This window comes from Synechococcus sp. L2F, from assembly GCF_024345695.1.
Lineage (GTDB): Bacteria > Cyanobacteriota > Cyanobacteriia > PCC-6307 > Cyanobiaceae > MW101C3.
The window spans coordinates 420812-446123 of record NZ_JAGQBP010000002.1 but is presented as its reverse complement, the minus strand read 5'-3'; the positions used below and the strand labels follow the sequence as shown (position 1 = coordinate 446123).

The following is a 25312-nucleotide window of genomic DNA, read 5'->3' as shown; positions in this document are numbered from 1 at the left end:
GCTCACACCTGCCGCCGCAGCTGTTCATAGGCCTGGCAGAACGGTTCGCCCAGTGCCTGCCGCAGCACCCGGTCGGCGGCGAAGGCCTCCAGCGCCTCCTCCACGCTGCCCGGCAGAGGCCGCGCCCGGCCGATCGGCGGATCGGTGTAGGCGTTGGCATCCTCGCGGGGGCCGGGATCGAGGTTGCGCTCGATGCCATCGAGGCCGGCGGCCAGCACCGCCGCCGGCAGCAGGTAGGGGTTGGCGGCACCATCGGCGAGGCGCAGCTCGAGCCGCTGGTCGTCGGGGATGCGCACCATGTGGGTGCGGTTGTTGCCGCCGTAGCTGATCCAGCCCGGTGACCAGGTGGAGCCGGAGGTGGTGTGCAGACCGCCGAGCCGCTGGTAGCTCTCGGCCACCGGGTTGGTGAGTGCGCAAAGCGCTGGCGCATGCTCCAGCAACCCGCCCAGAAACTTGTAGGCCAGCGCCGACAGGCCCAGCGGCCCGCGTGGATCGTGGAACAGGTTGTGGCCGTCGGCGTTCCAGAGCGAATGGTGCAGGTGGGCGCCGTTGCCGGTGAGGGAGGCGAATGGCTTGGGCGAAAAGCTCACGCGCGCGCCGTGCTGCTCGGCCATCGCCTGCGCCATCACCCGGAAGAAGGCATGGCGGTCGGCGGTGACCAGGGCGTCGGCGTAGGTCCAGTTGAGCTCGAACTGACCGTTGGCATCCTCGTGATCGGCCTGGTAGGGCCCCCAGCCCAGCTCGCCCATGCCATCGAGCAGGCCGCCGATCAGCGGGTACTGCCGCATCAGCGCCAGCTGGTCGTAACAGGGCTTGCTCTGGCTGTCGTCGCCATCGGAGATCGCGGCGCCGCCGGGCTGCAGCAGGAAGAATTCCGCCTCCACACCGGTGCGGAAGTGGTAGCCCAGCCGCACGGCCCGCTCCAGCTGGCACTTCAGCACCCAGCGCGGCGACTGCTCCAGCGGCAGGCCGCCCACCTGCAGGTCGGTGGCCACCCAGGCCACATCCCGCTGCCACGGCAGCACCATCAGGCTGGAGGTGTCCGGCAGGCCCAGCACGTCGGGGTCGGCGGGGGTCATGGCCAGCCAGGCGGCGAAGCCGGCGAAACCGGCACCGGCGGCCGCCACCTCCTGCACCGCCGCCACCGGCACGAGCTTGGCCCGTTGCACGCCGAACAGATCGGTGAACGAGAAGAGCACGTGGCGGATGCCGCGATCGGTCGCGAAGCGGGCCAGGTCGGTCATCGAAGCGGTGGGGGTGAAAGGGATGGGGGTCAGGGCCGGCGTCAGTCGTCGCAGAGCCGCTCCAGGGCACTGCGGATGAAGGCCTGTTCGGCTGGCGCGTCGCGGGGGTTGCCGGCGCGATGGCCCAGCACCGAATCGATCACCGCGAAGTGGGCGCCGGGAATCTGACGGGCTTCGGCGGCGCAGTCGTCGGGGGGGAAATAGAGGTCGTGGCTGCCGGCGAGCACGGTGGTGCGGGCGCGGATGGCGCTCAACGGTGCCGGCAGGGCGTTGGCCAGCCAGGCATCGAGCATGGCGATCAGGTCGTGGGGATCATGGCGCCGGTAGGCCGGCAGCCAGCTGCGCTCCACCGCCTCCTCCACGCTGGCGATGCCCTGCACCAGGTGGCGCCCCTCCTTGAAATAGGCCTGGCTGGCGGCCCAGCTGGCGTAGATCAGCGCGAAGGTGTGCAGACCCTGCTCGGGCCTGGCGCGGAAGCGGTGGCCGTCCCAGGCCGGATCGGCGGTGAGGGCCTGGCGCAGGCTCAGCAGGAACAGGCGGTTATGCGGGGTGGTGTGGGCCGTGCCGCAGAGGCAGAACAGCCGTTCCACCGCCGCCGGGGCCAGGGCGCCCCAGTGGTACGCCTGCTGCGCCCCCATCGACCAGCCGTACACGAGCGCCAGCCGCTCCACCCCGAACAGCCCCTGGATCAGCTGCTGCTGGGCGCGCAGGTTGTCGCTGTGGTGGATCACCCAGCCGTCTTCCGCCAGCCCCATGGCGCTGTTGCTGGGGCTGCTGGAGCGGCCGTTGCCGAACTGGCTCACCAGCACCACGCACCAGCGTTCCGGGTCGAGGATCGGGCCCACCACCCATTCGATGTCCTCCGGCCAGGCCCCGTAGGAACTGGGGTAGAGCACCAGGTTGGAGCGCTGCGGGTTGAGCGTGCCGTACACCCGGTACGACAGCCAGGCATCCGGCAGCGTCTGGCCGCAGTGGAAGCGGAACGGCCCCAGCGGGAAGTGGCGGTCGCCGCTGGACGCCGGGGCGCTCAAACCGGCTGCGGCTGGAGGGTGGGGGCGGCGGGCAGCTTCAGCAGCGACGGATCGGCCAGGAAGCGGCGATGCACCGCCAGGTAGCCCGGATCCAGATGACGCAGCTGGGGCGCCAGCCACTGGTGGGCTGCCGGCAGGGCATGGAACGGCACCGAGGCGAACAGGTGGTGCTCGGCGTGGAACGGCATGTTCCACATCAGCCAGCGCAGCGGCGCAAGGGTGATCGTGGTGCGGGTGTTGCTCAGGCCGTTGGTGCCGGTGTCGCAGCCGCCGTGCTCGGCCAGCAGCACGAAACGCAGCAGCGGTTGCCCCAGCGCCAGCGGCAGCAGCCAGTGCCAGAGCAGGAAGCCGTTGCCCCCCGGCAACGACAGCAGCAGCAGCACGCCATACACAGCCGCCTGCTTCAGCAGGGAACGGCGCACCGCTGGCGCCGCATCGGCGGGGATGTACGGGTTGGCGCTGAACTCACCGCGCAGGCCGCGCAGATGGCCGCGCAGCTTGGCGTTCCACCAGGGCAGACCGCTGAGCTCCAGCAGGTAGGCCCAGCGGCTGCTGGGGGGTTGGTCTTCCAGTTCGGGATCAAGACCCGGCTGGTGGGTGTAGCGGTGGTGCCACTGGTGGTAGCGGCGGTAGAAGTCGGCGTTGTAGAAGCTCAGCACCCCCGCCCACCAGGCCACGGCGTCGTTGACGGCGCGGCTGGCGAAGGCGGTGCGATGGCCGCATTCGTGCATGGCGCAGAAGGCGAAGGCCAGGCCCCAGCCGCACAGCAGCAGGGCCGGCAGGCGCAGTAGCAGGCTGAGCCGTTCGTCGCCCCACACCCAGCCCGTCGCCAGGATCAGTGCCGCATGGGAGAGGGTCTGCAGCCAGCCGGCCCGATCGGAGCGGCCATTGAGCTCGCGCAGCTCGCCGGCGGGAATCAGGGCGCTGGCGCCGGTTGCAGGAGTCGCCCCTGGATGGTCCACGGAAGGGGTCGCCGCTGGATGGTCCACAACCGTCATGAGCCGAGCAATGCCGTGCATTCCAGCGGTTCCGTGCGGCTGCCGCGAGGTTGCAGCTGCAGCTGGATCCGCTGGGCGAGGTGGTCGGCGTCGCTGCCGATGCCGCAGAAGCGGCCCGAGCCCCAGGTGTGCAGCCACGGCAGACCGATGAAATAGAGCCCCTCGGCCTGGGTGATGCCCCGGTGGTGCACCGGTTCACCGCTGCCATCGAACACCGGCACTTCCACCCAGCTGAAATCGGAGCGGTAGCCCGTGCACCAGATCACGCCGGCCAGCGGCTCCTTGTAGAGGTCGATCAAGCTGAGCTCGGGGCTCGGGGCAGGGCGCCAGCAGGGCTGGTACGGCGGCTCCAGCGGCGCGTCGAGGCCGTTGGCGGCGATGTAGGCGTCGATGCTGGCGCGGATGCGGGTGTAGACGGCATCGGCCGCATCCAGGTTGGTGGCCAGGTTGTCGGCAAAGCTCAGGCCTGCGGCGGTGATCCGCTCCAGCCGGCCGTGCAGCACCATGCCTTCGCTGGCCCGCTGGCGCAGGTCGATCTCGCGGCCGCCGTCCCGGCCGGTCAGGTAGTGGTTCGTCTTGTGGCGGACGGCGCGGGGATCGGCGTGGGCGTCGATCGGGGTGTCGTAGACCCCCATCCGCTCCAGCCACTCCACCACGTCGCGGCCGCGGTAACGGCGCGGCGAACGGGGCGCCGAACCCACGCTGAGGTGCACGCGCCGCCCGGCCAGGAAGAGGTCTTCGGCGATCTGGCAGCCCGACTGGCCGCTGCCCACCACCAGCACCGGACCCTCCGGCAGCTGATCGGGATGGCGGTAGTCGCGGGCGTCGAGCTGCAGCACCTTGCCGGGCAGCCGCTCGGCCATCGGGTGGCGGCGCGGGTGGTGGTAGGCGCCGGTGGCGATCACCACCTGCTCGGTGTCGATCACCCCGGCGCTGGTGAACAGGCGGTAGCCGTTGCCGCTGGGCACCAGCCGTTCCACGCTCACCCCCTCCTGCACGGTGATGGCCGAGCGTTCGGCGAAGCGGCGCAGGTAGTCGACGATCGCCTCACGGCCCATGAAGCCGTCGGGGTCGTCGCCGTCGTAGGGGAAGCCCGGCAGGCGGCACTGCCAGTTGGGGGTGACCAGGCAGAAGGAATCCCAGCGCTGCTGCTCCCAGGCGTGGGCCACCCGGTGGCGCTCCAGCACGAGCGCCTCGATGCCCCGTTGCTGCAGGCAGCTCGCCACCGACAGCCCCGCCTGGCCGCCGCCGATCACCACCACCGGCGCTGGTGCCGCAGCGGATGCTGCAGGGGCGTTTTCAGCAGCAGAAGCGGCGGGTGAGGTGGAGGCTGACCCCACGGGCAGGCGGCGAAGGGGAGGAAGAGAGTGGCGCGGCCAGGCCATCACCCCATCCATCGTGGGTTGCCGGGAGGGGCGGCCCGGTAGCAATCAAGACCAAATCGCAGGCCAGCACGGGCTCTGCCGTTTGGTGCCGGCTGCTACGCACGTTCACACAGGCCTGGTGCATGGTCGTGACGCTGTTTCTTTCGCAGGTCGCCGGTTCATGCCTGAGGTCACCCGCCCCGCCAATCAACCTGGCGATTTCCTCGTGGATTACGAGGAGAAGGTGTTCCCTGATGTGAAGGCGGAACCGGGTGAAAAGGCGCTCATCACCTTTCACACCGTGGCGTTCGAAGGCTCGATCGGCCTGGTGAACCTGCTGCAGGCCAGCCGCCTGATCAACAAGGGCTTCGAGACCTCGATCCTGCTTTACGGCCCCGGCGTCACCCTCGGGGTGCAGCGCGGTTTCCCCAAGCTCGGTGATGCCGCCTTCGACGGCCACCTCAACTTCAACGCCCGCCTGCAGAAGTTCATGGACCAGGGCGGCAAGGTGTATGCCTGCCGCTTCGCCCTTCAGGCCCTCTACGGCCATGGCGAGGGAGCACTGATGGCGGGCATCACCCCGGTGAATCCGCTCGATGTGCTCGACATCGTGCTGATGCACCGCAAGGAAGGCGCCTTCATCCTCGACACCTGGACGCTCTGACGATGAACGGCCCGATCGTCGTGGCCGCCGCCCAGATCCGTCCGGTGCTGCACAGCCTGGAGGGGTCTGTGGAGCGGGTGCTGGCAGCGATCACGGAGGCGGCCGGCCAGGGGGTGCAGCTGATCGTGTTCCCCGAAACCTTTCTTCCCTATTACCCCTACTTCTCCTTCGTGGAGCCGCCGGCGCTGATGGGGCGCTCCCATCTACGCCTCTATGAGCAGGCGGTGACGGTGCCGGGTCCGGCGCTCCGCCGCATCGCGGCCGCCGCCCGCGAGCACGCCATGCACGTGCTGCTGGGCATCAACGAACGGGAGGGCGGCAGCCTCTACAACGCCCAGCTGCTGATCGACGCCAATGGCGCGCTGCTGCTGAAGCGGCGCAAGCTCACCCCCACCTATCACGAGCGCATGGTGTGGGGCCAGGGCGATGGCGCCGGCCTCACGGTGGTGCCCACGGCGCTGGGGCGCATCGGTGCCCTGGCCTGCTGGGAGCACTACAACCCGCTGGCCCGCTTCAGCCTGATGGCCCAGGGGGAGGAGATCCACTGCGCCCAGTTCCCCGGTTCGTTGGTGGGCCCGATCTTCAGTGAGCAGACGGCCGTCACCCTGCGGCACCACGCGCTGGAGGCGGGCTGTTTCGTGGTGAGTTCCACCGCCTGGCTCGATCCCGCCGACCTCGATCAGATCACGCCGGATCCGGCGCTGCAGAAGGCCTGCCAGGGGGGCTGCCACACCGCCGTGATCAGCCCGGAAGGTCGCTACCTGGCGGGTCCGCTGCCGGAGGGGGAAGGGCTGGCGATCGCCGAGCTCGACCCGGCCCTGATCACCAAGCGCAAACGGATGATGGACAGCGTGGGCCACTACAGCCGCCCCGACCTGCTCGGCCTGCGTCTCGATCGCACGCCGGCGCGCCAGGTGCAGGAGCGGGACGGGGGCAACGCAACGGCTGCCGGTGGTGGCGCTGGTCCTGCCACGCCTGCTGCCCTGCCCGTACTGCTGGAGCCCTTGCTGGAGCCCCAGCGGGAAGCCTTGCGGTCACCCCTGACGGCCGTGCCGCCCCCGGCTGCGGGGATCTCCGCCCCACCGCTACCGCTCAGTTCCTTGCCGGAGGCCGTGCCCCATGGCTGAGTCCAGGGATGCCGCCGCGCTGGCGCGGCTCGTCACCGACCTGCAGGTGCAGGGCCTGGTGGAGCCCGGTGTGCCCGGCAACAAGGGCCGCCGCGGCGGGGCCGGCCCCTCCGACCACCGAGCCCTCACCCTGGATGGCACCACGGTGATGGTGCCCGTGTACAGCAGCGCCGCCCAGCGCTCCCCCTTCCGCCTGGCGGCCGGTGGCGCCGGGCTGGAGCTGCAGCGGGAGTCCGCCCCGCCGCTGGCGGTGGTGGAGGCTCCGCCGGAGCCGCGCTTCTACGGCTTGCACACCGCCGACGGCACGCCGTACCGCTCGATCGCGCTGCTGCACAGCCGCGATGTGCTCGCCACCACGTTGCTGCAGACCTGCATCCGCTTCCGCGACCGCAGCCAGTCGTGCCAGTTCTGCGCCATCGAGCAATCGCTCGACGACGGCCGCACCCTGGTGCGCAAGACCCCGGCCCAGGTGGCGGAGGTGGCGGCGGCGGCGGTGCGGCTCGATGGGGTGCGCCAGCTGGTGATGACCACCGGCACCCCCAACAGCGACGACCGCGGCGCCCGCCTGCTGGCCGAGACGGCGGCGGCCGTGAAGGCGCGGGTGAACCTGCCGATCCAGGCCCAGTGCGAGCCGCCGGAGGATCCGATCTGGTTCCAGCGGATGAAGGACGCCGGCGTGGACAGCCTCGGCATGCACCTGGAGGTGGTGGAGCCTGAGGTGCGGCGCCGCATCCTGCCGGGCAAGGCGGAGCTGAGCCTGGAGCGCTACTTCGAGGCGTTCGAGCAGGCGGTGGCGGTGTTCGGCCGCGGCGAGGTGTCCACCTATCTGCTGGCGGGGCTGGGCGACAGCGCCGCCGCGATCGTGGCCTGCAGCGAGCGCCTGATCGCCGCTGGTGTGTACCCGTTCGTGGTGCCGTTCGTGCCGATCAGCGGCACGCCGCTGGAGCACCATCCCGCGCCCAGCGCCGCCTTCATGGTGGAGATCTACACGGCCGTGGCCCAGCAGCTGGCGGCATCGGATCTGCGCGCTGCCGCGATGTCGGCGGGCTGCGCCAAGTGCGGCGCCTGCTCGGCCCTGTCGCTGTTCGAGCAGGCGGCCACCACGAGCGACGCCCCATCGGCCCCACCACAGGCGGGCTGCGGCCCCTCCAGCTCCTGATGTTCTTCATTGACCCCTCCAGCCACGACATCGGCCGCAGCCCCACATCGGCGCCGGCCGCCTTCACCCCGTCGGTGCGCTGGGGCCTGGGCATCGACGCCGAGGATTTCCGCCTCTCTCCCTCGGCCTGCTCCGAGCGCTTCTCCTTCCATCTGCTGCGGCCCGGCACGCCGCTGCTGGCCGGCTACTGGGATCTGCGTCGCCGCATCTTCTGCCAGGAGCAGCATCTGTTCGAAGCCTCCGACCGCGACGCCCGCGATGCGGAGGCCACCCCGATCGCGGCGATCGCCCATGGGGCCAACCGGGCGGGCGCCAGCCCGGGCAGCGGCGGGCCGGTGGTGGGGGTGGTGCGGATCCTGGAGCAGGAGCCAAGGCTCTGGTACGGCGGCCGGCTCGGCGTGGACGCCGCCTTCCGCCGCCACAACCAGATCGGCAAGGGCCTGATCTGGAAGGCCGTGACCACCGCGAACGGCTGGGGCTGCGATCGCTTCCTGGCGACTGTGCAGGAGCAGAACGTGCGCTTCTTCCAGCGCCTGCACTGGCACTCGGTGGACACCCTGGAGCTCAAGGGGCTGCCCCATCACCTGATGGAGGCCGACCTCCGTTACTACACCCCGTCGCGGGAACGCCGGCCGGTGGCATGAGCGGCATCGACCTGGCGCCGCTGGCGGCACGGCTGCGTGCCCTGGCCGGCCTGCACGGCAAGACCGCCATTCAGCGCCCCGCCGCCCATTTCCCCCACCAGCCCTTCGCCGCGCTCGGCCCGGCTGCCCTGCTCGGCGATGACGCCGCCCTCTTGCCGGCCTGCAGCGGCCGTCTGCTGCTGGCCAGCGAAGGGATGGATCCGGGCCTGCTGGCCAAGGATCCCTGGTTCGCCGGTTGGTGCGGCGTGCTGGTGAACCTCAGCGACATCGCCGCGATGGGCGGCCGGCCTTTGGCACTGGTGAACAGCCTCTGGTGCCGCGGCGCGGAGCGGGCCGAGCCGGTGCTGGCGGGTCTGCAGGCGGCGGCGGCGCGCTTCGCGGTGCCGGTGGTGGGCGGCCACACCAACCTCAACAGCCCCTACGACGCGCTGGCCGTGGCGGTGCTGGGCAGCGCCGCTGGTGCGGTGCTGTCGGCCCGTTTCGCCCGCCCCGGCGACCGTTGCTTCCTGCTGGTGAATGGCGCCGGCCGCATGCGCCATCCGGATCGCTTCTGGGATGCGGCCACACAGGCGGCGCCGGAGCTGCTGCGCCGCCAGCTGGCCCTGCCGGCTCAGCTGGCGGAAAACGGGGTGGTGCATGCCGCCAAGGACATCAGCATGGGCGGCCTGGTGGGCACGGCGGTGATGTTCTGCGAGAGCGCCGGCTGCGGCCTGACGCTCGAACTCGAGGCGATCACGCCGCCGGCGGGCGTGCCGCTGGACGACTGGCTGGCCTGCTTCCCCAGCTTCGGCTTCCTGCTGGCGGTGACGCCGCAGCAGGAGCCGGCCCTGCGCGCGGCCGTTGCGGCGGAGGGCAGCGAACCGGCACTCATCTGCCAGCCGATCGGCCACTTCACGGCGGAGCCGGGCGTGCGCCTACGGGCCGGTGGCGGCGAGGAAACCGTGTGGAGCGGCGCCGAGGCGCTCACCGGCTTCGGCCCGGTGCCGTCGGGGTAGGGGGTGCAGCGCTCAGCCTCGCTGGCTTGGTTCCGCTTCACCGTTCACGTTCACCACCCGCCTTCCTGCCATGCCCGAAGTCTTGCTGCAGCTCGAATGGCCCGATGGCCGCCAGACCATGCTCTATTCGCCCTCGACGGTGATCCTGCAGCACCTCCAGCCCGGTGAGCGGCTGCCGGTGGCGGAGCTGCAGCAGCGCGCCGAGCGTGCGCTGGCTGAGGCGTCCGAGCGGGTGCGGGCCCGCTATGGCTTCGCCTGCACGCGCACCGATGAGGAGCGCAGCAAGTTGCGCCACACCGCCACCGCCTACGCCGCCGACCAGTTCGTTCAGATCAGCGCCCCATGAATGCCTCTTTCTTCGCCAAGTTCCGCGGTGACCGGGCGCCGCTTCCTCCCCGGCCCGCCCGCCGGGCCATCGCCCTGGCCTGGCTGGGCGGCTTCCTGGCGATCACCGCCGTTGCCCTGCTGCAGCTCGGCCTCAGTGCCCCCTTCGTGCTCGGCTCCTTCGGCGCCACCTGCGTGCTGGCCTTCGGCTACCCCGACGTTCCCTTCTCCCAGCCGCGCAACATCGTGCTGGGCCACACGCTCAGCACCGCCGTGGGCCTGCTGTTCCTCAGCCTGTTCGGCCCCCAGTGGTGGGCCATGGCCGCCGCCCTGGCCACCGCGATCGCCCTGATGATGGCCACCGGCACCGTGCATCCCCCGGCCGGCTCCAACCCCGTGATCGTGTTCCTGCTGCAGCCCGGCTGGGGCTTCCTGCTCTTCCCCACTGTGCTGGGCGCCGTGATCGTGACGGTGGTGGCGCTGGTTTACAACAACGCCGTGAGAGCTGGCAGGTATCCGAAGTATTGGTGAGGGGCTTGATGCGGTTGGGGTGGAGCGAGTTGAGTCGAGATAAAGGCAGCTGTGTGACGGCTGTGCCAGCGCGTCTTCATGGCATCGTCGTTTTCGACTTCAGGCGCGACCTGTCGTTGGCGCTGAGCTCTGTCTGTGTTCTGCTCAGCGGCGCCAGGAGGGTGGTGTGACTCGACCGTCTGTTCACCTGGAGTCATCCTGCTGCCCACGGGCGGTCTTGCCGCTCACCTCCGGCCATAACGCCTTGATCTCCTCGGCCTGATGGTGGGCGGCGAACCGCTCCCAGAGGATGCCGTTGACATCCGTATCGGTTGTGAAGGCGGTGGCTGATGGATCTTCCCAGCCCAAGTGGCGCAAGGAGCCTGGCGGAAGGGCGGAGTCCTGGCGCACGGAGAGATTCAAGACTTCGGTCCGCCACAACGCATACTCCCCGGGAATGGCCGTGCAGGGCGGGCTGCCCAGGCGTCTGGAGTAGTCGTCAATGGTGGCTTCGATGTTGTCTGTTGCGAGTGCGATGTGAAGCCTTCTCATCCCGTTCCTGCCGAAGGACCGCCATTCCCATGCTGCAGGAACCAGCTGCCTGGTGCCTGCTTCACGCCTGATGCACCACCTGCTGCGGGAAGGGCATCTCGATGCCTTCCTCGGCAAAGCGCTTCCACACGGCGATGCTCACTTCGCTTTTGATGCTGCCGTTGTTCATCGGATCTTCGATCCAGTAGCGCAGGCCGTAGTGGATGCCGGAATCGCCATAGCTGAGCAGCAGCGCTTTGGGTGGTGGCTGGCTGAGCACGCGAGGCGATTGGCGGGCCACCTCCTCCAGCAAAGGGATCACCTGGGCGGGGTCGTGGCGGTAGGCGGCTGACACATCCAACTGGCTGCGGCGCAGGCGGTCGGTGCCGGTGTAGGTGACGGTGGTCGTGGTGAAGAAGTCCTGGTTGGGGATCACCAGTTCGGCATTGTCGCGGTCGCGCCAGAGCACGGCCGCCCGCAGGCCGAGGCTGCGCACCTCGCAGGGATCGCCATCGATGAACAGGATCTCACCGGGCCGCACCGATCCTTCGAACAGCAGCCACAGGCCGCTGATGAAGTTGGAGAACACCTCCTTGATGCCGAAGCCGATGCCCACCGACAGCCCCCCGGCGATGGCGGCGATCGCGTTGGTGTTGAGGCCCACCCGGTGCATCAGCCAAAGCACGCCGACACCGATGAGCAGATAACGCAGCACCAGCGTGGTGGCTTCGCGGGTGCCGTCGCTGAAATGCAGCAGCCCCTGCAGCAAGCGCGCCAGCCAGCTCACCGGGTAGGCGGAGATCGCCACCAGGAAATAGGGAATTGTGAGCAGCAGAAACAGATTGCCGGTGGTGATCGTGTCACCGAACACCGGCAATAAGGGGATGTCGGCCACATCCTCGAGCGAATCGAGCTGGTTCACCAGCGATCCCGCCACCAGCAGCACGTACAACGGCCGAACCAGCTGGTTGAACAGACGATCCACCCCGCGGATCGGGAAGCGCAGCACCAGCGCTTCGTGCAGGAAGGCCAGGAACAGCCAGATCGCATACATGCGCATGAAGTAGAGCGCCAGGCCGGCCGGCTGCCCCAGCCACTCCAGCAGCGCCGCATTCAGCCGCAGCGCCAGCAGCAACCCCACGGTTCCCACCAGCGCCAGCCGGCGGCCCCCCTGGCGCAGCCGTGGCCGCACCACCAGTTGAAAGAACGCCAGCAGCGCACCGGCGCTCAGGCATTGCACCAACACCACCGGCCGGCTCAGGTAGCCCAGCCAGCCGGTGAATTCAAACAACAGGCTGTTCATCGGCCGCCCTTCACGGTGCCAGCGCCGCAGCAGGGCGATGGGAGAGCAGCATGGCGGTGGCCTCGGCCGGCGTGAGCTCTCCTTGCACCGTGCGCTGCAGCACGAAATCAATCGCCCGGCCGGCCGCCACGGTCTGCTCCGGGTTGCTGAAGTTCAGCATGTGGGAGTTCTCCAGGCTCGTGGCCAGGGCCGCCAGGCGATGGGAACTCTTGGTGGGAACCAGCACATCGGGGTTCACCGGCAGCGTGCCGGGGGCGGAGAGCATCATCTCCCGCTGGTTCACCTTGTTGAGGCTGAACAACACAAAGGCCTCTGCCAATTTCCGTTGACGGCCCGTGGAATGGCGCCCGAAACTCCACACCCGCAAGGCGGTGATCGGTTTCGCCGGACGGCCCTCCGCCCCCGGCAGCACCGACATGCCCAGGTTCTGGCCCAGCTTGCGGCTGAGCGGCTCCAGCCAGTTGCCGTTGCAGCTGATCCAGTCCCGGTCGCCTCGCTCCAGCTGGCCCACCAGATCGGCGTCGTCTTCGGAGAAGGACACATTGCTCTGCAGGTTGGTGGCGGCCAGCCAGGTCAGCCACTCCTCCAGTTGCCTGCGGTCATCTGCTGACACCAGCACAGGCGTGGAGGTTGTCTTGCTCGGCGGGTGCTCCACCAGCTGCAACAGAGTGTCGTCAGCCTCGAAGCTGCTGGCGGTCCACAGCAGGTCGGCGAGCTGCAGCGGCAGGCCCACCTGCAGCCCCTTGGCGCTGAGTTCCAGCAGCTCTGTGAGTGTGGTGGGTGGATCGCTGACGCGGCGGCGATCGAAGCAGGCCACCTGGGGCTTGGCCAGCAGCGGAATGGCCAGGTAGCGGTTGCCGATCAGAAAGTCGTTGCGGAAGCGGGGCGCCAGGCGATTGAACTGCACGGGGTTCAACGCCACTGCTTCGGTGAGCCCCCTCTCGTGCAGCCGCAGCGCCGTGACCACCGGGCTCACCACCAGATCGGGCCCCAGGCCGCGCGACTGGCGAAAGGCCATGGCCTCCACGATCCGATCGGCCGCAAAGTGGTTGACGTGGATGTCGACGTTGGGGTTGAGCTTGCGGAAGCCGTCGATCAGCAATTGCGACTGGCTGGTGGTGCCTTCGTTCTGGGCGGGGTTGCCGATCGAGCCCCCGGCCTTCTCCACGTAGATGTACAGCGGCTCACGGCCCAGCAGGTTCGCCATGCCGCCCTCACAGCCGCTCAGCGCCAGCAGCACCGCCACCGCGGCGCCGATCCGCCCCCAGCGCTTCATCGGCCGATTCCCGTGAGCGTTTCGCTCACCTCCCACAGCTGCCGCCGCTGGGCGGCATCGAGCGCCGCCGGTGCGATCCGCACCTGGGTGGGCCAGCCGCGCATACCGCCCCATTGATCCGGACCGTAGTGCTCACCGCCCCTGGCGCTGGGCGCAGTGGCGGCATGGAGCTGGGGCAGGGCGCCCATCGCCGCGCTCTGGAACAGGGGATCCATCAGCCGGTAGCTGAGCGCTTCCAGCTTCGAGCCGTTGGCGGCCACCGAGGCGGGCTGCAGGTTGGTGCGCGCCAGGCCGGGATGGGCCGCCAGCGAAGCCACGCCGCTGCCGTCGGCGGCCAGCCGCTCCTGCAGTTCGAGCGCGAACATCACATTGGCCAGCTTGCTCTGGCTGTAGGCCGCCCAGCGGTTGTAGCGCTGCTCCGCCGCCAGGTCGTCAAAGGCGATCCGGCCGAAATACTGGGCGCCGGAGGTGACCGTCACCACCCGCGCGTCGCTTCGGCCCCGCAGCAGCGGCAGCAGCAGCAGGGTGAGGGCGAAGTGGCCCAGGTGGTTGGTGCCGAACTGCAGCTCGAAGCCATCGCGGGTGAGCGTGCGCGGCGGCGCCATCACGCCGGCGTTGTTGAGCAGCAGATCCAGCCGGCCGTACTGGTCGTCCAGCCACTGGCTGGCGCGGCGGATGCTCTGCAGATCAGCCAGATCCAGCTCCAGCACCTCCAGCCCGCCGCCGCCCCGCACGCTGGCGATCAGCTCGCTGCGGGCCGCCTCGCCCTTCCGCCGGCTGCGGCAGGCCAGCACCACGGTGGCGCCATGGGCCGCCAACGCCCGGGCCGATTCCAGCCCCAGGCCACTGTTGGCTCCGGTGATCAAAGCGATCCGACCGCTCTGGTCGGGGATGGCGTCAGCGGTCCAGGGCATGGGGGGAGCGGCTGGGCGGCGGGCATTCACGCGTTCCACTGTGTCGCCTGGAGCTCCAGCACGGTGGGCGCCACCCACAGCGCGCCACTCTGCCGGTGGGCGGCATTGATCTCGGCGGCCACCAGCGCCGCCTCCTCGGTGCTCCAGCGGCCCTGGCGGATCAGCTCCTGCCCGTAGATGACCACGAAGCGCTCCAGCCAGCGCGCCACCGCATCGCCTGGCCGCCCCACCAGGGCCAGCGGTTGCAAGGCGTCGATCTGAAAGCCGCGCGCCGCCAGCAGTGCCGGCAGCCGCCGGTTCACATCCGGATCACCGCCGGCCGCCTCGAAGCTGGCGTAGGCGGCCTCGGCGAAACGGGCCACGGCCGCTCCGTTCGGGTACAGCCCGAAGCTGCGCCAGTGCACGTATTCATGCAGCACCACCCGCCCGCCTGCGGCCATGCAGCGGGACAGCCCGTCCAGCAGCGGCTCCAGCGTGGGCAGGAACATCGCCACCCAGCGGCACCAGGCCAGCTGGAAGCCCTCCGCCGGCAGTGGATCACAGCTGAGGTTGTGGGCGCGCAGCTCCAGTTGCGGCAGCCCGGCGGCCTGGGCCGCGGCGCGGGCCGCTTCCAGATACGTGGGGCTCAGCTCCAGGCCGAGCACCCGCCCGCCGGGCCCCACCAGCCGCGCCAGCTCCAGGCTGGAGAAGCCTGGCCCGGCCCCCAGATCCAGCACCGCCTGACCCGGCTGCAGCCCGGCGCGCTGCCAGGCGGCACGGGCGGAAGGCAGCCACAGCGCGTGCTGCAGCCGCAACCGCTCGATCTCCGCGTCGGAGCTGCCGAGCACGTAGCGGTCGGGGGCCATCGCCGCGGCTCAGTCCTCCGGGAACAGCAGGCTGGCCAGTTCGTCGGGGTCCACGTCGTAGACGCGGGCGAGGCTGGTTTCGATCGCGGAGGTCACCTCGCCGGAGAGAAAGCGCATGGCGTTGAGGGCGTCCTCGGCGATGTCGTCGGTGAGCAGGGTTTCTTCGCCGCCCAGCTTTTCGTCGTTGATCACCGCCATCACCCAGCTCTGGTAGGCGTACACGAGGTCGGAGAACTCAAGCTCCGGGTCATTGAGATCCAGGGCCATGGAGGTGTCGGGCGCAGTCGTGAGCAGTTTGGCCCCCGGCGGTGACGCCTCGCCCGATTCGCTGGTCGGCGGCGCGACCCGGTTCAGTAGCCGGAGGAGCCCGGCGGCGGCGCACTGGCCGGCTGGCGCCGCAGGTGGGCGGCCACCGCGACCGGCTGGTTCTGGGCATAGCCCACCGGCAGCCACAGGTCGCCGGCGGCGGCGGCGTAGTGGATTTCCCAGTGGTAAAGGCCGATCAGGGCGCGGGGGTCCTCCTGGATCAACGACGCGTAGGCCAGCACGGCGCGGCCGTAGTTGTCGCTGTTGTTGTAGCCCCACAGGCCCTTGCGGATGTCCTTGAGGCCACCGCGTCGCACCAGGTAGCGGGCGGCGGCCTGGATGGCGTCGTGGGGATCGCGGATGTTGCCCTTGCCCACACCGGGCTGGGCCCAGGTGGTGGGCAGGAACTGCATCGGCCCCTGGGCGTTCGCCACCGACACCCCATCGATGCGCCCCATGCCGCTCTCCACCAGGTTCACGGCCGCCAGCACCTCCCAGTCGATGCCGGTGGCCTGCTCGGCCTGCTTGTAGGAGCGCACCAGCTGCTCCAGCGGCGGTGGCGGCAGGATGCGCCAGCTGGGCAGGCTGGTGGGCCGCCGGTCGCTGCGGTGCATGGCCAGGAAGGAGCGCCGCGCCAGCATGTGCCGGTCGTAGACACTGAGCCAGCGGGGCGGCAGCGAACGGCGCACCTCGGCGGCGAGCGGTTGCCGGTGCGCCAGCACCCGGTAGATCACCTGCTGCTGATGGCCGAGGGCTGGCAGCGCCTCTGCGGGGGTGGCTTCGGCGCGCAGGGCCTCCTCCACCGCCGCCAGCAGCGCGGCCAGCTGCTGCGGATCCGCCGGCACCAATGGGTAGTGGCGCCCGTCGGCGTGGGTGGGCAGGGCCGGATCGGTGGGCAGCTGCGGCAGGCGCGGCCCCACCGCCAGGCTGTCTGTCGCTGCGGGGTCCGGCGGGGTGGCTGGCGTGCTGGCCAGTTCGGTGCCGGCGGCGCGCGAGGCCTCCAGGGCAGGGCGCAGCAGCAGGCCGCCGCCCAGCAGCGCCGCCGCGACGCCCATGCCAATCAGCAGCTGAGGCGGGGAAAGCCTGGGCACGGCGGGGCAGCGGCAGGGTTTTCGGCGCCAACGCTAGGGGTGAACGTCACCGGCTCGTACGGGGCGCAGCACCAGCAGGGCGGTGAGCAGCAGGGCGCCGCCGCCCGCGAGGAACACCGCCGTGAGCGACACATCCAGCAGCAGGCCCGCCAGGGCCTGGGAAAGCGGATCGAAGGCCACCCCGGCCACCATCGCCAGCGCCATCACGCGGCCCTGCAGCGCTGCCGGGGTTTCCCGCTGCAGCCACACCGTGGCCATCACGCCCACCAGGCCCCCGCCCACCCCCATCGCCGCCAGCACGGCAGCGGCCACCCAGGCGTCGCCGGCGGCGGCCAGCCCCAGCAGGCCCAGCCCCAGGGCGGCGGAGAGCCAGCCCAGCGCCGACGAGGGCTGATCCAGCCGGAAGCGGTCGAGCCGGCCGGCCAGCGCCACCCCCACCAGGGCACCCACGCCGTAGGCGGCCTGCAGCGCGCCGAAGGTGGCGGCTCCTCCCCCGTAACGCAGGCTCACCAGCTCCACCACGCCGATCACCACCGGGCCGAGCACGGCCAGGTTGATCATCGCGATCAGCCCCAGACCGGTGCGGATCGCCCCGTGGCGCCAGGCGAACACACAGCCTTCGCGCAGTCCCCGCAGCAGCCCGCCCGCGCCGTCCCGGTGCCAGAGGGCCGGCCGGGGTCGGAGTTGAACGAAGAAGCAGGCGGCCAGCAGCAGCACGCCGGCATCGAGGGCGAGCGCGGCTGTGGCGCCGCCGATGGCCAGCGCCACGCCTGCCAGGGCCGGACCCACCACATTGCTGATCTGCTCGCTGCCCTGCAGCCAGGCGTGCGCCCGGTTCAGCAGCCGTGGCTGCACCAGCTGGGGCAGCAGGGCCATCGCGGCGGGGTAGACGCAGGCCTCGGCGGCGCCGAACAGGGCCGCCAGCGTCATCACCGGCGCCAGCGCCAGTGCCCCGTGGGCGGCCAGCAGGTTGAGCACGGCGGTGCAGAGCGCCAGCACCGCGCTGGCCCGCACCGCCAGGGCACGGGGCGGATGGTGATCGCTGAGGGCACCCCCCACCAGCATCAGCAGCCCCCGCGGCAGTGCCGCCGCCATCAGCACCAGCGCCACGGCGCTGCCCGAGCCGGTGCGCTGCAGCATCAGCCAGGTGATGGCCACGAACCAGAACTGCACGCCGCAGAACAGCACCGTCTGGCCCAGCCAGAGCCAGCGGAAACGCTGATGCCGCAGCAGGAGGGAGGTCATGGCTGCCCGGCCCCCAGCGGCAGGGGGGCGGTGGTGCTGCCGGCGCTGGGCGGCGCGGCGGCGGCCCACTCCTGCACGGGCGTGAGGTTCAGCTCCTGGCGCCACTGCTGCAGGGGCTTCGCCCAGCCCTCCTCCCAACGCTGGGCGAACAGGGGCCGGGCCTGCTGGCCCATCTGCAGCCCGGTGTGGATGGCCAGCACCAGTGCCGGCAGCTGTTCGGGGTCGAACAGCGTGATCGACTGCAGCGCCTGGGCCGTGAGCATGGCGCCCAGGGGATAGGGGAACTGGCCGAGGTGAAAGGCCTGCAGGCCGATCTCGCCAAGCAGCGAGGTGTCGAAGCCGGTGAGCACATGCCAGAGGTCGTGGGTCTGGCTGAGCCGCACCTCCACGTAGGTCGCCTGGCTGCCGGCCTCCATGCCGGCGTGCAGGTCGGGGTCGTAGCCGAGCCGGGTGAGGCTGGCGGCATAGGCATGGCCGAGTGAGCCCACCGGCAGGGCCGCCAGCCGATCGAGGTCATGCGGACCCGGCACCCAGCGGGCGTCGATGAGGGCGGCGCAGCCGGGATCGTGGCGCAGGTGCTGCGCCGCCAGTGCGTAGGAGGGGGTGTCGAGCAGCCCGTCGGTGAGCACGCCCACCAGCTCCAGGCTGGTGTCACCGCCGCTCATCGCGAGCATGGTGCCGAGGATGCGGAAGAGGGGGTCGGGGGCGACCGGGGCAGGGACGGCGGGGCCGTCCGCGAGTGTTGCGGCGCTGGTGGCGCCCGTGTCCGGGGCAGCAGCGGCGTGAGCGGTGGACTGCCAGAGGGTGGTGGCCATGGAAGGGCGAGCGGAGGGTCAGTGCGGGCAGTGAGCTCTGAACATGAGGAGTGCTCACGTCAGTGAAAATATGAGTGTCCCTCGCCTTTGTCAAGGAGAATGCGAGGATTGCTCGTCTTGCCTGCCTGCGCCTGTGCCCCAGCTCGCGCCTCTGCCTGAGCCCTCTTCTGCATCCCTGTCTGAGTTCCCGCTCGTGCCCCTCTTTGTGACGGCCTGCTCCTGGCTGCGGCCATGACGCAGCGCTCCACCCCCGCGCCGGTCTCCACCACCGGCCTGCGCCGCCAGCCCCGCCAGGCCCGCAGCCAGGAGCGGGTGCGGCGGATCCTGGAGGCGGCCGAGGCCTTGTTCGTGGCCGAGGGCGTGGCCAGCACCACCACCAACGCGATCGCGGCGCATGCCGGCGTGCCGATCGGCTCCCTCTATCAGTTCTTCCCCGACAAGGCGGCGATCCTGCGCAGCCTGGCCCGCGGCTACGGCGAGCAGCTGCACAGGGAGCTGGCCGCCTTTGAGGAGAGCGAAGCCTCTGCGCTGCCGCTCGACGCCTACATCGAAGCGATGGTGTCGCTCACCGATCGCTTCTTCACAAGCCACCCCGGCTATCAGGCGATCTTCAATGAGGCGCAGAGCGCCACTGCCGATCTGCTGGCGATCGAGGAGGAGGCTGATGTGCGCCTGGTGGCGGATTGGTCGGCGGCCCTGATCGCCCGCGTGGGCGCTGAAGGCTGTGTGCTCAGCGAGGACGACGCACGCACGATGGCCTACGTGCTGGTGAAGACGGTGGGCAATCTGCTGTGGCTGTCACTGGCGAAGGCGCCCCCGCTCCGCGCGCAGTTGCTGCAGGAAACGGTGCAGTTGGCGGTGGCTTACCTGCGCCGCCGCATCACCACCGGCCGCGGCCCAGGTGAGGCGGCCTCAGGCTGAACCCCCAGCGGCGGGTTGCGCGCCGGTGGGCCCCATGTCGCCAGGCAGCGCCTGCACCTGGAGTTCCAGGTAGCCGGTGGTGGCGTCGTGGAGGCGGCGCAGCTGCCAGCCTTCGGGGCGGACCGTCAGGATTTCGACTGTGGTGCGCACGCGGCTGCCGTAGCAGAGGTGGCCGCCGATCACCTGCCCCTGGCCATCGGCCACGGCGATGTGCAGATGGGCGCCTTCTGCGGTGATCGACCCCGACAGCGTCAGGATTTCGAACGGCCCTTCGAGCTGGGTTTCCGCTTCAGCGGCGGCGAAGCGGAGCCTGGGGCGCCAGAGGCTGCCGATGCCTGAAACAACGAATGAACCGCTGCCTGGTGCCGTGGCTGTGGCTTCCAGGGCATGGCGAAGATCCTCACCGGGATGCAGCCGCAGCGGTAGGTAGGACACGGTTGATTGGGGGGTGGGTCGGATTCAGCCTGGTTTTCCATCGTTGTAGGAAACGGTGCAATCTCTGCCTTGCCGTTTGGCCAGGTAAAGAAGATCATCGGCTCGCTTGAGAATCTCCTCAAGGCTGATCTCGGCAGAGGGCACCATGGAAACCAGGCCGATGCTCGCTGAATAGCGAATGGAGGATTGCTCATAGGCCACCAGAGACTCCCGGATCGCCTGATGCAGCCGCTCTGAGAGTGCGAGCGCAGCCTCCTCTGAGGTATTGGGAAGAAAGATGATGAATTCTTCGCCGCCGATGCGGCCGAGATAGTCGCTCTTGCGCAGAACCGCTTTCACCGTGATGGCAAAGCTCTTGAGCACTTCATCGCCGCCAGCATGGCCGTGGGTGTCGTTGATGTCCTTGAAACGATCGAGATCCAACGCAAGCAAGGAAACATGGCGATGCTCGCGCTCGGCCAGGTGCATCACTTGCTGGATCTGATCAAAGATGGCCTGCCGCGTCAGCAATCCCGTCAGCTGGTCGAAGGTGGCCATCGCGCGCATTTCCTTCTCGAGGCTATCGATCTGCATCACCAGGTCCACCAGCGGCCAGGTAGCCAGCGGCGCGACCATCGCAGGAATGGCGATGGCAGTGGCAACGGCGATCCGCGGCGCCTCACATTGCTCGAAGAAGCAGAGAGTTGAGGTGAGCGCTACGGAGCAAACAACCGAAAAGGTGGTGACGATCAGCACCGTGGGAAAGGTGCCGAGGCTCTGGATCAGCTGCCTCATGGACACCTTCATGCCCCAACGCCCGATGCGGAAGAAGGCCCAGCGTTTTGCTGTGCGGGGCCATGACATTGCGTGCCCGGGAGGCCGCTCACGCAACGTGTGACTTGGAAAGGGCCAACGACGTTGGCGTGGACAGGCCCACTTGCGGGAAAATCAACGGCACGTATGGGTCTCCCCTTTTGCATCCGTTGAAAAACGATGGGGGAAACGCAAGAGTCAGTGCGCTGCATTTTGTATTGGCTGTCACTGTTTTCGCGCTCGGAGGGCGGTGGCTCCATTCGCCACCTCCAGCTAGCTCGCCGCCATCGTAAGACTCTGCTCTCCATCATCGAGTGGATGAACCTGAGGCCACAGCCATGACAAGTCCGTATGGAAAGCAATACCTTCATTTAAGGATAGCAATTGCGGGCGTCAATCAACGGGAGCGCGTTTACATCTGTACAAGACAGCACCACTGCTGTTCCCTCTGGTGCTCGGTGGCCACCCGCAGGCGCACCGCTGCTCCCGGCCCAGGCCTCCGGCACGGGTTGACGCGTTTCTTCCCTGTGGTCATGGTGAAGGCATCGCCCCTGTTGCCATGACACTGCTGCCATGACACTGCTGCCATGACATTGCTCTCATTCACGGCCCGCCGGGTGAAAACGGCCCTGCTGGCACCCTTGGCCGTGTCTGCCCTGATCGCCGCCAGCTCCTCCGCCTCCCTGGCCCAGTGGCGCGTGCCGATCGAGGAGGTGCGGGCCATCAACTTCGCCCGCACCTATGCGGTGGAACTCAACGGCGGCCTGCAGGCCTACCGGCCGGCGCCGTGCATGTTCGTCACCGCCTCCACCGACAACCCCTGCCTGGTGAAGCGCAGCCCCGATGGCTTTCTGTTCCGCTTCCTCGGCGGCCCCCCCGCCTGGGTGGAACGCCAGCAGCCCGCCACCCTCGAAACCGAGGTGTTGATCTCGCCGGACGGCCGCAACCTGGTGAAGCTGATGTTTAATGGCGCGCCCCGCCGACCTGCGTCACAGGCGCCTGCTCCAGCCAGCTGAGGCGGCGCCTGCAGCCCATAGCCTTGGCGGGCAGCTGAGGCTTTCGGTGCATCCATGGACCTGACCCTTTACCAGGCGTCCGTGCCGCCGCTGCGGCGCGCCCTCACCAACCTGATCCACCTGCTGGAGAAGGCCCTGGCGCATGCCCGGGTGCAGGGGTTCGACTCCGCCGTGCTGCTCACCAGCCGTCTCTACCCCGACATGTTCCCCCTGGCGCGCCAGGTGCAGATCGCCAGCGACGTGGCCCGCCGCGGCGTGGCCCGGCTGGCCGGCCTGGAGGCGCCGCCGATGGCGGACAATGAGGAGAGCCTGGAGGCGCTGATCGAACGCCTGCGGGAATCGATCGCCTATCTCGACGGCTTCAGCGCCGAGCAGATCGATGGGGGCGAAGAGCGCCCGATCACCGTGCCGATCGGCAAGGGTGAAACGATCACGATGGCGGGCTGGCCGTTCCTTTCAGCCTTTGTTCTGCCCAACGTCTACTTCCACACCACCACCACGTACGCGATCCTGCGCCACAACGGCGTGGTGATCGGCAAGCGCGATTTCCTCGGGGCCCCCTGAGCGCCGGCCGCCCCCTTCCATCCTTCCGCCATGACGAGCACCTCGCCCACCATCGTCAGCACCCACTTCGGCCAGCAGCCCTGGTGGGTGGAGCAGTGGATGGAACTGATCAACTCCTACCGCTACAAGAAACGGCTGGAGCGTGCCTGGGCCTACGCCCGCTCCGGCAACGTGCTGTCGATCCTGTTTGAAGGGAAGCGGGTGAAAGCCCTGGTGCAGGGCACCGAAGCCGAGCCGTACAAGGTGAAGCTCTGGCTCGACACCCTCTCCGATGAAGACTGGGGCTATGTGCTGGAGGCGCTCGGTCAGAAGGCGCGCTGGTCGGCGCAGCTGCTGGCTGGGGTGATGCCGCAGGACATCGAGCGGGCCTTCGCCGCCAGCGGCAAACGGCTGTTCCCCTTCAAGCTGCAGGAGGTGCGCTGCGATTGCAGCTGCCCCGACAAGGCTGCCCCCTGCAAACACGTCAGCGCTGTCTATTACCTGATGGGGGATCGCTTCAGCGAAGACCCCTTCGTGCTCTTCCAGATGCGCGGCCGCAGCCGCAGCCAGCTGCTTGCTGATCTGGCCACCCAACGCCGCCGGCAGCTGGCGGCGTCTGCCACTGAAGCGGCGCCTGCCGCCGCACCCCACCCGGTCCATCCGGCCGTGATCGATCCCACCCGCTGGTGGAGCTACACCGCCGCCCTCGACCCCGATCTGGTGGTGATCACCCCGGCGATGGAGGGGGACATGGGCCTCGATGAGGCGGGTGAACTGCCGCTGGCCGCCGAGCCCCGCTTCCCCGACTCCAACCGCCTGTTCACCGAGCGGCTGCGCAGCCAGGGCATCGCCATCGGCCAGCAGGCCATGGCCCGCGCCATGAGTGCCGGGGCCGGCGATGGCGCCAGCAACGGTGCCTGAGGCCGAACGGCCCGCGGAGGCCCCCTGGCTGACGCCGGCTTGCCAGGCCCGCGCCGCCCTGCTGCTCGCTTCCCATCAGCTGGCCTTCGGTCGTCCGCTGCTGGCGCTGGTGGCCGGCCCCACCCAGCTGGCGGCGGCCGGTGATGCACGCCATCAGGCGCAGGAACTGTTCGCTGCCCCCCTGGTGGTGCTCGCCCACGACGATGGCCTGGCCGGTGGCACCACGGCGCCGGCCGATCCCCGCCTGATCTATGCCAATGCCGCCGCGTTGCGGCTGTGGCGCCGGCCCTGGGCGGCGATGGTGGGTTTGCCGTCGCGGCTCACTGCCGAACCGTCCGAGCGTGAGGGGCGGGAGCGGTTGCTGGCGCTGGCGCGGCACCGCCAGGCGATCAGCGGCTACCGCGGTGTGCGCATCGACAGCCACGGCCGCCGCTTCGTGATCGATGGCGCCCGCCTCTGGACCCTGCGGGATGCCGATGGCCGCGACCACGGCCAGGCGGCGGCCTTCAGCCACTGGTGGTGGCTCTGAGCAGCGCTGTTGGCGCCTTGATCGGTTCTCACCACCGCGCGGTGGGGCCCACCGAATCAGGGGAGGAGCGCCGTACCAAAAGGGCCGGTTCTTTCGTCTCACCGTTTCATTCGAGTTGGCGAAAGTAGCTGCACGGGCGAAGCGATTCCCCGTTCTTCACCATCACAGGTGCCTGCGAATCGCAGAACCTGAATGCCATCACCTCAGCCAACCTGTGGAGGACATCCCCATGCTGACCCTGCGCCAATCCCCCTTTGATCTGTTCGAGCGGCTGGAGCAGCAAGTGCTTCAGGCTGAGCGCGTGCCTGCCGCCGAAGTGCACGAGAACGATCAGGCTTACACCATCGTTCTTGAGCTGCCCGGTGTCGACAAAGGCTCGATCGATGTCAAAGCCACCGACCGCACCCTGCTGGTCAGCGCCGAACGCCGCAGCGATCGCCACCCCCCCGCACGGGCTCAGGCCGATGCCAACAGCCCTGCCTCGGACACGGCGACCGCCCCTGCAGCAGCCACGCCCCCAGCCGCTAAGGCGTCCGCCCGCCTGGCTCCGCTGCACAGCGAGTTCCGCTACGGCACCTGGAGCCGCAGCTTCACCTTCCCCGGCGGCCTGCAACGGGAAGGCCTCGAAGCCCACTACCGCGATGGTCTGCTCACGATCACCGCGCCGAAGGCCCAGACGGTCACCACGGTGAACGTCAAGGTGGAAGGCTGATCCCGCCCCTGCTGATGCCGCATTGTGTCCCTGCGCCCCGGCCTTGGCCGGGGCTTTTTCATGGCGGCGCCGCAACCAATCGGGCCCCGAGCTGTTCACTCCGTGTCGTCGTGGGCGAAGCGGCTGTAGAGGAAATCGAGCGCCTGATTGCGCAGGTCGTAATAGAGAGGATCCTCCATGATTTCCTCACGGTTGCGGGGCCTTGGAAAGTTGATCTCCATGATTTCGCCAATCTTGGCGGCCGGGCCGTTGGTCATCATCACGAGGCGATCGGCGAGGAACAGGGCTTCGTCGATGTCGTGGGTGATCATCAGCACCGTGCACTTCTGGGTGTTCCAGATCGTGAGCAGCTCCTCCTGCAACTCCTCTTTGGTGATGGCATCGAGAGCCCCGAACGGTTCATCGAGAATCAGCACTTCCGGCCGGATCGACAGGGCGCGCGCGATCGCCACCCGCTGCTTCATGCCGCCCGAGAGCTGGGTGATCTTCTTCTCGGCCGCCTCGCTGAGCCCCACCATGGCCAGGTGCTCGCGGGTGATCTCGCGCTTCTCGCGCTCCGGCAGTTCCGGCTTCACCGACTCCACCGCCAGGTAGACATTGTCATAGGCCGTCATCCAGGGCAGCAAGGCATAACCCTGGAACACCACCATCCGATCCGGGCCGGGTCTGGTGATCGTGTTGCCGTGCAGCACCACGCGGCCATCACTGGGGGTGGCGAAGCCCGACACCATGTTGAGCAGGGTGGACTTGCCGCAACCGGAGTGGCCGATCACGCACATGAACTCGCCCTGATTGATGCTCAGGTCGATGCCATCGAGCACCGGGTAGGGCCCCTTGGCGGTGGGGTACACCTTGCTGACATTCTCGAAGCGCAGGAAGGCTTCAGCTGGTGGGCTGGCAACCCCCGGCAGGGGCGGCTGGATCAGGGTGGACATGAGGAATCTCGCGAAGGACGGTGTGACGAGTGATCAACGGGAGCCAAGGGGAACTGGCTTTGAATGAGAACCGGCAGTGAATGGGAACCGCAGCCAATGACCTGCGGAAGGCCATACCTCAG

General features: G+C 69.3%; 29 protein-coding genes. 13 read left to right on the top strand and 16 right to left on the bottom strand.

Annotation, left to right across the window (positions count from 1 at the left end):
• Window positions 1–2: 2 nt before the first annotated feature.
• Genes glnT through KBZ19_RS07140 form a run of 4 tightly spaced genes read right to left on the bottom strand, consistent with a single transcriptional unit; the run spans window position 3 to window position 4535 of the window.
• Window positions 3–1244, bottom strand: coding sequence for a type III glutamate--ammonia ligase (glnT, locus tag KBZ19_RS07155; RefSeq protein ID WP_255100402.1), 1242 nt, complete (start codon window positions 1242–1244; stop codon window positions 3–5).
• A gap of 41 nt (window positions 1245–1285) precedes the next feature.
• A complete protein-coding gene (locus KBZ19_RS07150) occupies window positions 1286–2275 on the bottom strand; it encodes an alpha/beta fold hydrolase (RefSeq protein WP_255100401.1) in 990 nt (329 codons plus the stop codon).
• Window positions 2272–3273, bottom strand: coding sequence for a fatty acid desaturase (locus KBZ19_RS07145; protein WP_255100400.1), 1002 nt, complete (start codon window positions 3271–3273; stop codon window positions 2272–2274). The genes KBZ19_RS07150 and KBZ19_RS07145 overlap by 4 nt, the downstream gene beginning before the upstream one ends.
• Window positions 3270–4535 carry an MSMEG_0569 family flavin-dependent oxidoreductase gene (locus KBZ19_RS07140; RefSeq protein ID WP_255100707.1) on the bottom strand — a complete coding sequence of 422 codons (1266 nt, stop codon included), beginning with the start codon at window positions 4533–4535 and terminating at the stop codon, window positions 3270–3272. The genes KBZ19_RS07145 and KBZ19_RS07140 overlap by 4 nt, the downstream gene beginning before the upstream one ends.
• Before the next feature lie 283 nt (window positions 4536–4818).
• Here KBZ19_RS07140 and KBZ19_RS07135 point away from each other — a divergent pair, with 283 nt between their 5' ends.
• The 7 genes from KBZ19_RS07135 (at window position 4819) to KBZ19_RS07105 (ending at window position 10081) form a co-directional block, all read left to right on the top strand.
• The gene (locus tag KBZ19_RS07135; RefSeq protein WP_094511252.1) at window positions 4819–5301 is read left to right on the top strand and encodes an MSMEG_0572/Sll0783 family nitrogen starvation response protein; all 483 of its coding nucleotides are present in this window, start codon (window positions 4819–4821) and stop codon (window positions 5299–5301) included.
• Between the two features lie 2 nt (window positions 5302–5303).
• Window positions 5304–6428, top strand: a complete 1125-nt coding sequence (locus KBZ19_RS07130; RefSeq protein WP_255100398.1) for a Nit6803 family nitrilase — start codon at window positions 5304–5306, stop codon at window positions 6426–6428.
• The gene (locus KBZ19_RS07125; RefSeq protein ID WP_255100396.1) at window positions 6421–7587 is read left to right on the top strand and encodes an MSMEG_0568 family radical SAM protein; all 1167 of its coding nucleotides are present in this window, start codon (window positions 6421–6423) and stop codon (window positions 7585–7587) included. The genes KBZ19_RS07130 and KBZ19_RS07125 overlap by 8 nt, the downstream gene beginning before the upstream one ends.
• On the top strand, window positions 7587–8231 hold the full coding sequence (locus KBZ19_RS07120) for an MSMEG_0567/Sll0786 family nitrogen starvation N-acetyltransferase (protein WP_094511267.1): 645 nt from the start codon (window positions 7587–7589) through the stop codon (window positions 8229–8231). The genes KBZ19_RS07125 and KBZ19_RS07120 overlap by 1 nt, the downstream gene beginning before the upstream one ends.
• Entirely contained in the window at window positions 8228–9226 is a 999-nt protein-coding gene (locus KBZ19_RS07115; protein WP_255100394.1) for a sll0787 family AIR synthase-like protein, read from the top strand. The genes KBZ19_RS07120 and KBZ19_RS07115 overlap by 4 nt, the downstream gene beginning before the upstream one ends.
• 70 nt (window positions 9227–9296) lie before the next feature.
• A complete protein-coding gene (locus KBZ19_RS07110; RefSeq protein ID WP_255100393.1) occupies window positions 9297–9572 on the top strand; it encodes an MSMEG_0570 family nitrogen starvation response protein in 276 nt (91 codons plus the stop codon).
• A complete protein-coding gene (locus KBZ19_RS07105; RefSeq protein WP_255100392.1) occupies window positions 9569–10081 on the top strand; it encodes an HPP family protein in 513 nt (170 codons plus the stop codon). The genes KBZ19_RS07110 and KBZ19_RS07105 overlap by 4 nt, the downstream gene beginning before the upstream one ends.
• Before the next feature lie 183 nt (window positions 10082–10264).
• Here the strand turns inward: KBZ19_RS07105 and KBZ19_RS07100 are convergent, their stop codons facing one another.
• The 9 genes from KBZ19_RS07100 to KBZ19_RS07060 form a co-directional block, all read right to left on the bottom strand.
• On the bottom strand, window positions 10265–10612 hold the full coding sequence (locus KBZ19_RS07100) for a hypothetical protein (RefSeq protein WP_255100391.1): 348 nt from the start codon (window positions 10610–10612) through the stop codon (window positions 10265–10267).
• A gap of 61 nt (window positions 10613–10673) precedes the next feature.
• Complete coding sequence (locus KBZ19_RS07095; protein WP_255100390.1) at window positions 10674–11894, bottom strand: mechanosensitive ion channel family protein; 1221 nt, start codon at window positions 11892–11894, stop codon at window positions 10674–10676.
• A 10-nt stretch (window positions 11895–11904) separates the two neighbouring features.
• Window positions 11905–13170, bottom strand: coding sequence for an extracellular solute-binding protein (locus KBZ19_RS07090; protein ID WP_255100389.1), 1266 nt, complete (start codon window positions 13168–13170; stop codon window positions 11905–11907).
• Entirely contained in the window at window positions 13167–14084 is a 918-nt protein-coding gene (locus KBZ19_RS07085; protein ID WP_255100388.1) for an oxidoreductase, read from the bottom strand. The genes KBZ19_RS07090 and KBZ19_RS07085 overlap by 4 nt, the downstream gene beginning before the upstream one ends.
• Before the next feature lie 26 nt (window positions 14085–14110).
• Window positions 14111–14929 carry a methyltransferase domain-containing protein gene (locus tag KBZ19_RS07080; protein ID WP_255100387.1) on the bottom strand — a complete coding sequence of 273 codons (819 nt, stop codon included), beginning with the start codon at window positions 14927–14929 and terminating at the stop codon, window positions 14111–14113.
• Between the two features lie 9 nt (window positions 14930–14938).
• Complete coding sequence (locus KBZ19_RS07075; RefSeq protein WP_255100386.1) at window positions 14939–15196, bottom strand: hypothetical protein; 258 nt, start codon at window positions 15194–15196, stop codon at window positions 14939–14941.
• An 83-nt stretch (window positions 15197–15279) separates the two neighbouring features.
• Window positions 15280–16290: a lytic transglycosylase domain-containing protein gene (locus KBZ19_RS07070; RefSeq protein WP_261346382.1), complete on the bottom strand. Its 1011-nt coding sequence runs from the start codon at window positions 16288–16290 to the stop codon at window positions 15280–15282.
• 69 nt (window positions 16291–16359) lie between these two features.
• Entirely contained in the window at window positions 16360–17571 is a 1212-nt protein-coding gene (locus tag KBZ19_RS07065; protein ID WP_255100384.1) for an MFS transporter, read from the bottom strand.
• The gene (locus KBZ19_RS07060; protein ID WP_255100383.1) at window positions 17568–18386 is read right to left on the bottom strand and encodes a Coq4 family protein; all 819 of its coding nucleotides are present in this window, start codon (window positions 18384–18386) and stop codon (window positions 17568–17570) included. Before KBZ19_RS07060 ends, KBZ19_RS07065 begins: the two co-directional genes overlap by 4 nt.
• Before the next feature lie 231 nt (window positions 18387–18617).
• Between KBZ19_RS07060 and KBZ19_RS07055 the strand changes: the two genes are divergently transcribed.
• On the top strand, window positions 18618–19307 hold the full coding sequence (locus tag KBZ19_RS07055; RefSeq protein ID WP_255100382.1) for a TetR/AcrR family transcriptional regulator: 690 nt from the start codon (window positions 18618–18620) through the stop codon (window positions 19305–19307).
• Here KBZ19_RS07055 and KBZ19_RS07050 read toward each other — a convergent pair.
• Together KBZ19_RS07050 and KBZ19_RS07045 are read right to left on the bottom strand one after the other, a co-directional pair.
• Window positions 19299–19742 (bottom strand): PPC domain-containing DNA-binding protein, encoded by a 444-nt coding sequence (locus tag KBZ19_RS07050; RefSeq protein ID WP_255100380.1) that lies wholly within the window; start codon window positions 19740–19742, stop codon window positions 19299–19301. The genes KBZ19_RS07055 and KBZ19_RS07050 overlap by 9 nt on opposite strands.
• Before the next feature lie 24 nt (window positions 19743–19766).
• Entirely contained in the window at window positions 19767–20516 is a 750-nt protein-coding gene (locus KBZ19_RS07045; protein WP_255100379.1) for a GGDEF domain-containing protein, read from the bottom strand.
• Window positions 20517–21121: 605 nt separating this feature from the next.
• On the opposite strand from KBZ19_RS07045, the gene KBZ19_RS07040 reads away from it, so the two are divergent.
• The 5 genes from KBZ19_RS07040 to KBZ19_RS07020 all read left to right on the top strand — a co-directional run bounded on the left by KBZ19_RS07040 (window position 21122) and on the right by KBZ19_RS07020 (window position 24255).
• Complete coding sequence (locus KBZ19_RS07040) at window positions 21122–21550, top strand: hypothetical protein (RefSeq protein WP_255100378.1); 429 nt, start codon at window positions 21122–21124, stop codon at window positions 21548–21550.
• A gap of 54 nt (window positions 21551–21604) precedes the next feature.
• A complete protein-coding gene (locus KBZ19_RS07035; RefSeq protein WP_255100377.1) occupies window positions 21605–22114 on the top strand; it encodes a DUF1993 family protein in 510 nt (169 codons plus the stop codon).
• A 30-nt stretch (window positions 22115–22144) separates the two neighbouring features.
• Window positions 22145–23014, top strand: coding sequence for an SWIM zinc finger family protein (locus KBZ19_RS07030; RefSeq protein ID WP_094511330.1), 870 nt, complete (start codon window positions 22145–22147; stop codon window positions 23012–23014).
• Window positions 22992–23543 (top strand): MEKHLA domain-containing protein, encoded by a 552-nt coding sequence (locus KBZ19_RS07025; RefSeq protein ID WP_255100376.1) that lies wholly within the window; start codon window positions 22992–22994, stop codon window positions 23541–23543. Before KBZ19_RS07030 ends, KBZ19_RS07025 begins: the two co-directional genes overlap by 23 nt.
• A gap of 229 nt (window positions 23544–23772) precedes the next feature.
• A complete protein-coding gene (locus KBZ19_RS07020) occupies window positions 23773–24255 on the top strand; it encodes an Hsp20/alpha crystallin family protein (protein ID WP_255100375.1) in 483 nt (160 codons plus the stop codon).
• A 95-nt stretch (window positions 24256–24350) separates the two neighbouring features.
• On the opposite strand, the gene KBZ19_RS07015 is transcribed toward KBZ19_RS07020, so the two are convergent.
• A complete protein-coding gene (locus tag KBZ19_RS07015) occupies window positions 24351–25190 on the bottom strand; it encodes a nitrate ABC transporter ATP-binding protein (protein ID WP_255100374.1) in 840 nt (279 codons plus the stop codon).
• Between the last annotated feature and the right edge of the window lie 122 nt (window positions 25191–25312).

Coding starts and splice junctions, on each gene's coding strand:
- glnT (WP_255100402.1), bottom strand. CDS start 1,244: ATGACCGACCTGGCCCGCTTCGCGACCGATCGCGGCATCCGCCACGTG.
- KBZ19_RS07145 (WP_255100400.1), bottom strand. CDS start 3,273: ATGACGGTTGTGGACCATCCAGCGGCGACCCCTTCCGTGGACCATCCA.
- KBZ19_RS07135 (WP_094511252.1), top strand. CDS start 4,819: ATGCCTGAGGTCACCCGCCCCGCCAATCAACCTGGCGATTTCCTCGTG.
- KBZ19_RS07130 (WP_255100398.1), top strand. CDS start 5,304: ATGAACGGCCCGATCGTCGTGGCCGCCGCCCAGATCCGTCCGGTGCTG.
- KBZ19_RS07125 (WP_255100396.1), top strand. CDS start 6,421: ATGGCTGAGTCCAGGGATGCCGCCGCGCTGGCGCGGCTCGTCACCGAC.
- KBZ19_RS07120 (WP_094511267.1), top strand. CDS start 7,587: ATGTTCTTCATTGACCCCTCCAGCCACGACATCGGCCGCAGCCCCACA.
- KBZ19_RS07115 (WP_255100394.1), top strand. CDS start 8,228: ATGAGCGGCATCGACCTGGCGCCGCTGGCGGCACGGCTGCGTGCCCTG.
- KBZ19_RS07110 (WP_255100393.1), top strand. CDS start 9,297: ATGCCCGAAGTCTTGCTGCAGCTCGAATGGCCCGATGGCCGCCAGACC.
- KBZ19_RS07105 (WP_255100392.1), top strand. CDS start 9,569: ATGAATGCCTCTTTCTTCGCCAAGTTCCGCGGTGACCGGGCGCCGCTT.
- KBZ19_RS07100 (WP_255100391.1), bottom strand. CDS start 10,612: ATGAGAAGGCTTCACATCGCACTCGCAACAGACAACATCGAAGCCACC.
- KBZ19_RS07095 (WP_255100390.1), bottom strand. CDS start 11,894: ATGAACAGCCTGTTGTTTGAATTCACCGGCTGGCTGGGCTACCTGAGC.
- KBZ19_RS07090 (WP_255100389.1), bottom strand. CDS start 13,170: ATGAAGCGCTGGGGGCGGATCGGCGCCGCGGTGGCGGTGCTGCTGGCG.
- KBZ19_RS07085 (WP_255100388.1), bottom strand. CDS start 14,084: ATGCCCTGGACCGCTGACGCCATCCCCGACCAGAGCGGTCGGATCGCT.
- KBZ19_RS07080 (WP_255100387.1), bottom strand. CDS start 14,929: ATGGCCCCCGACCGCTACGTGCTCGGCAGCTCCGACGCGGAGATCGAG.
- KBZ19_RS07075 (WP_255100386.1), bottom strand. CDS start 15,196: ATGGCCCTGGATCTCAATGACCCGGAGCTTGAGTTCTCCGACCTCGTG.
- KBZ19_RS07070 (WP_261346382.1), bottom strand. CDS start 16,290: ATGGGCGTCGCGGCGGCGCTGCTGGGCGGCGGCCTGCTGCTGCGCCCT.
- KBZ19_RS07065 (WP_255100384.1), bottom strand. CDS start 17,571: ATGACCTCCCTCCTGCTGCGGCATCAGCGTTTCCGCTGGCTCTGGCTG.
- KBZ19_RS07060 (WP_255100383.1), bottom strand. CDS start 18,386: ATGGCCACCACCCTCTGGCAGTCCACCGCTCACGCCGCTGCTGCCCCG.
- KBZ19_RS07055 (WP_255100382.1), top strand. CDS start 18,618: ATGACGCAGCGCTCCACCCCCGCGCCGGTCTCCACCACCGGCCTGCGC.
- KBZ19_RS07045 (WP_255100379.1), bottom strand. CDS start 20,516: ATGAGGCAGCTGATCCAGAGCCTCGGCACCTTTCCCACGGTGCTGATC.
- KBZ19_RS07040 (WP_255100378.1), top strand. CDS start 21,122: ATGACATTGCTCTCATTCACGGCCCGCCGGGTGAAAACGGCCCTGCTG.
- KBZ19_RS07035 (WP_255100377.1), top strand. CDS start 21,605: ATGGACCTGACCCTTTACCAGGCGTCCGTGCCGCCGCTGCGGCGCGCC.
- KBZ19_RS07030 (WP_094511330.1), top strand. CDS start 22,145: ATGACGAGCACCTCGCCCACCATCGTCAGCACCCACTTCGGCCAGCAG.
- KBZ19_RS07025 (WP_255100376.1), top strand. CDS start 22,992: ATGGCGCCAGCAACGGTGCCTGAGGCCGAACGGCCCGCGGAGGCCCCC.
- KBZ19_RS07020 (WP_255100375.1), top strand. CDS start 23,773: ATGCTGACCCTGCGCCAATCCCCCTTTGATCTGTTCGAGCGGCTGGAG.
- KBZ19_RS07015 (WP_255100374.1), bottom strand. CDS start 25,190: ATGTCCACCCTGATCCAGCCGCCCCTGCCGGGGGTTGCCAGCCCACCA.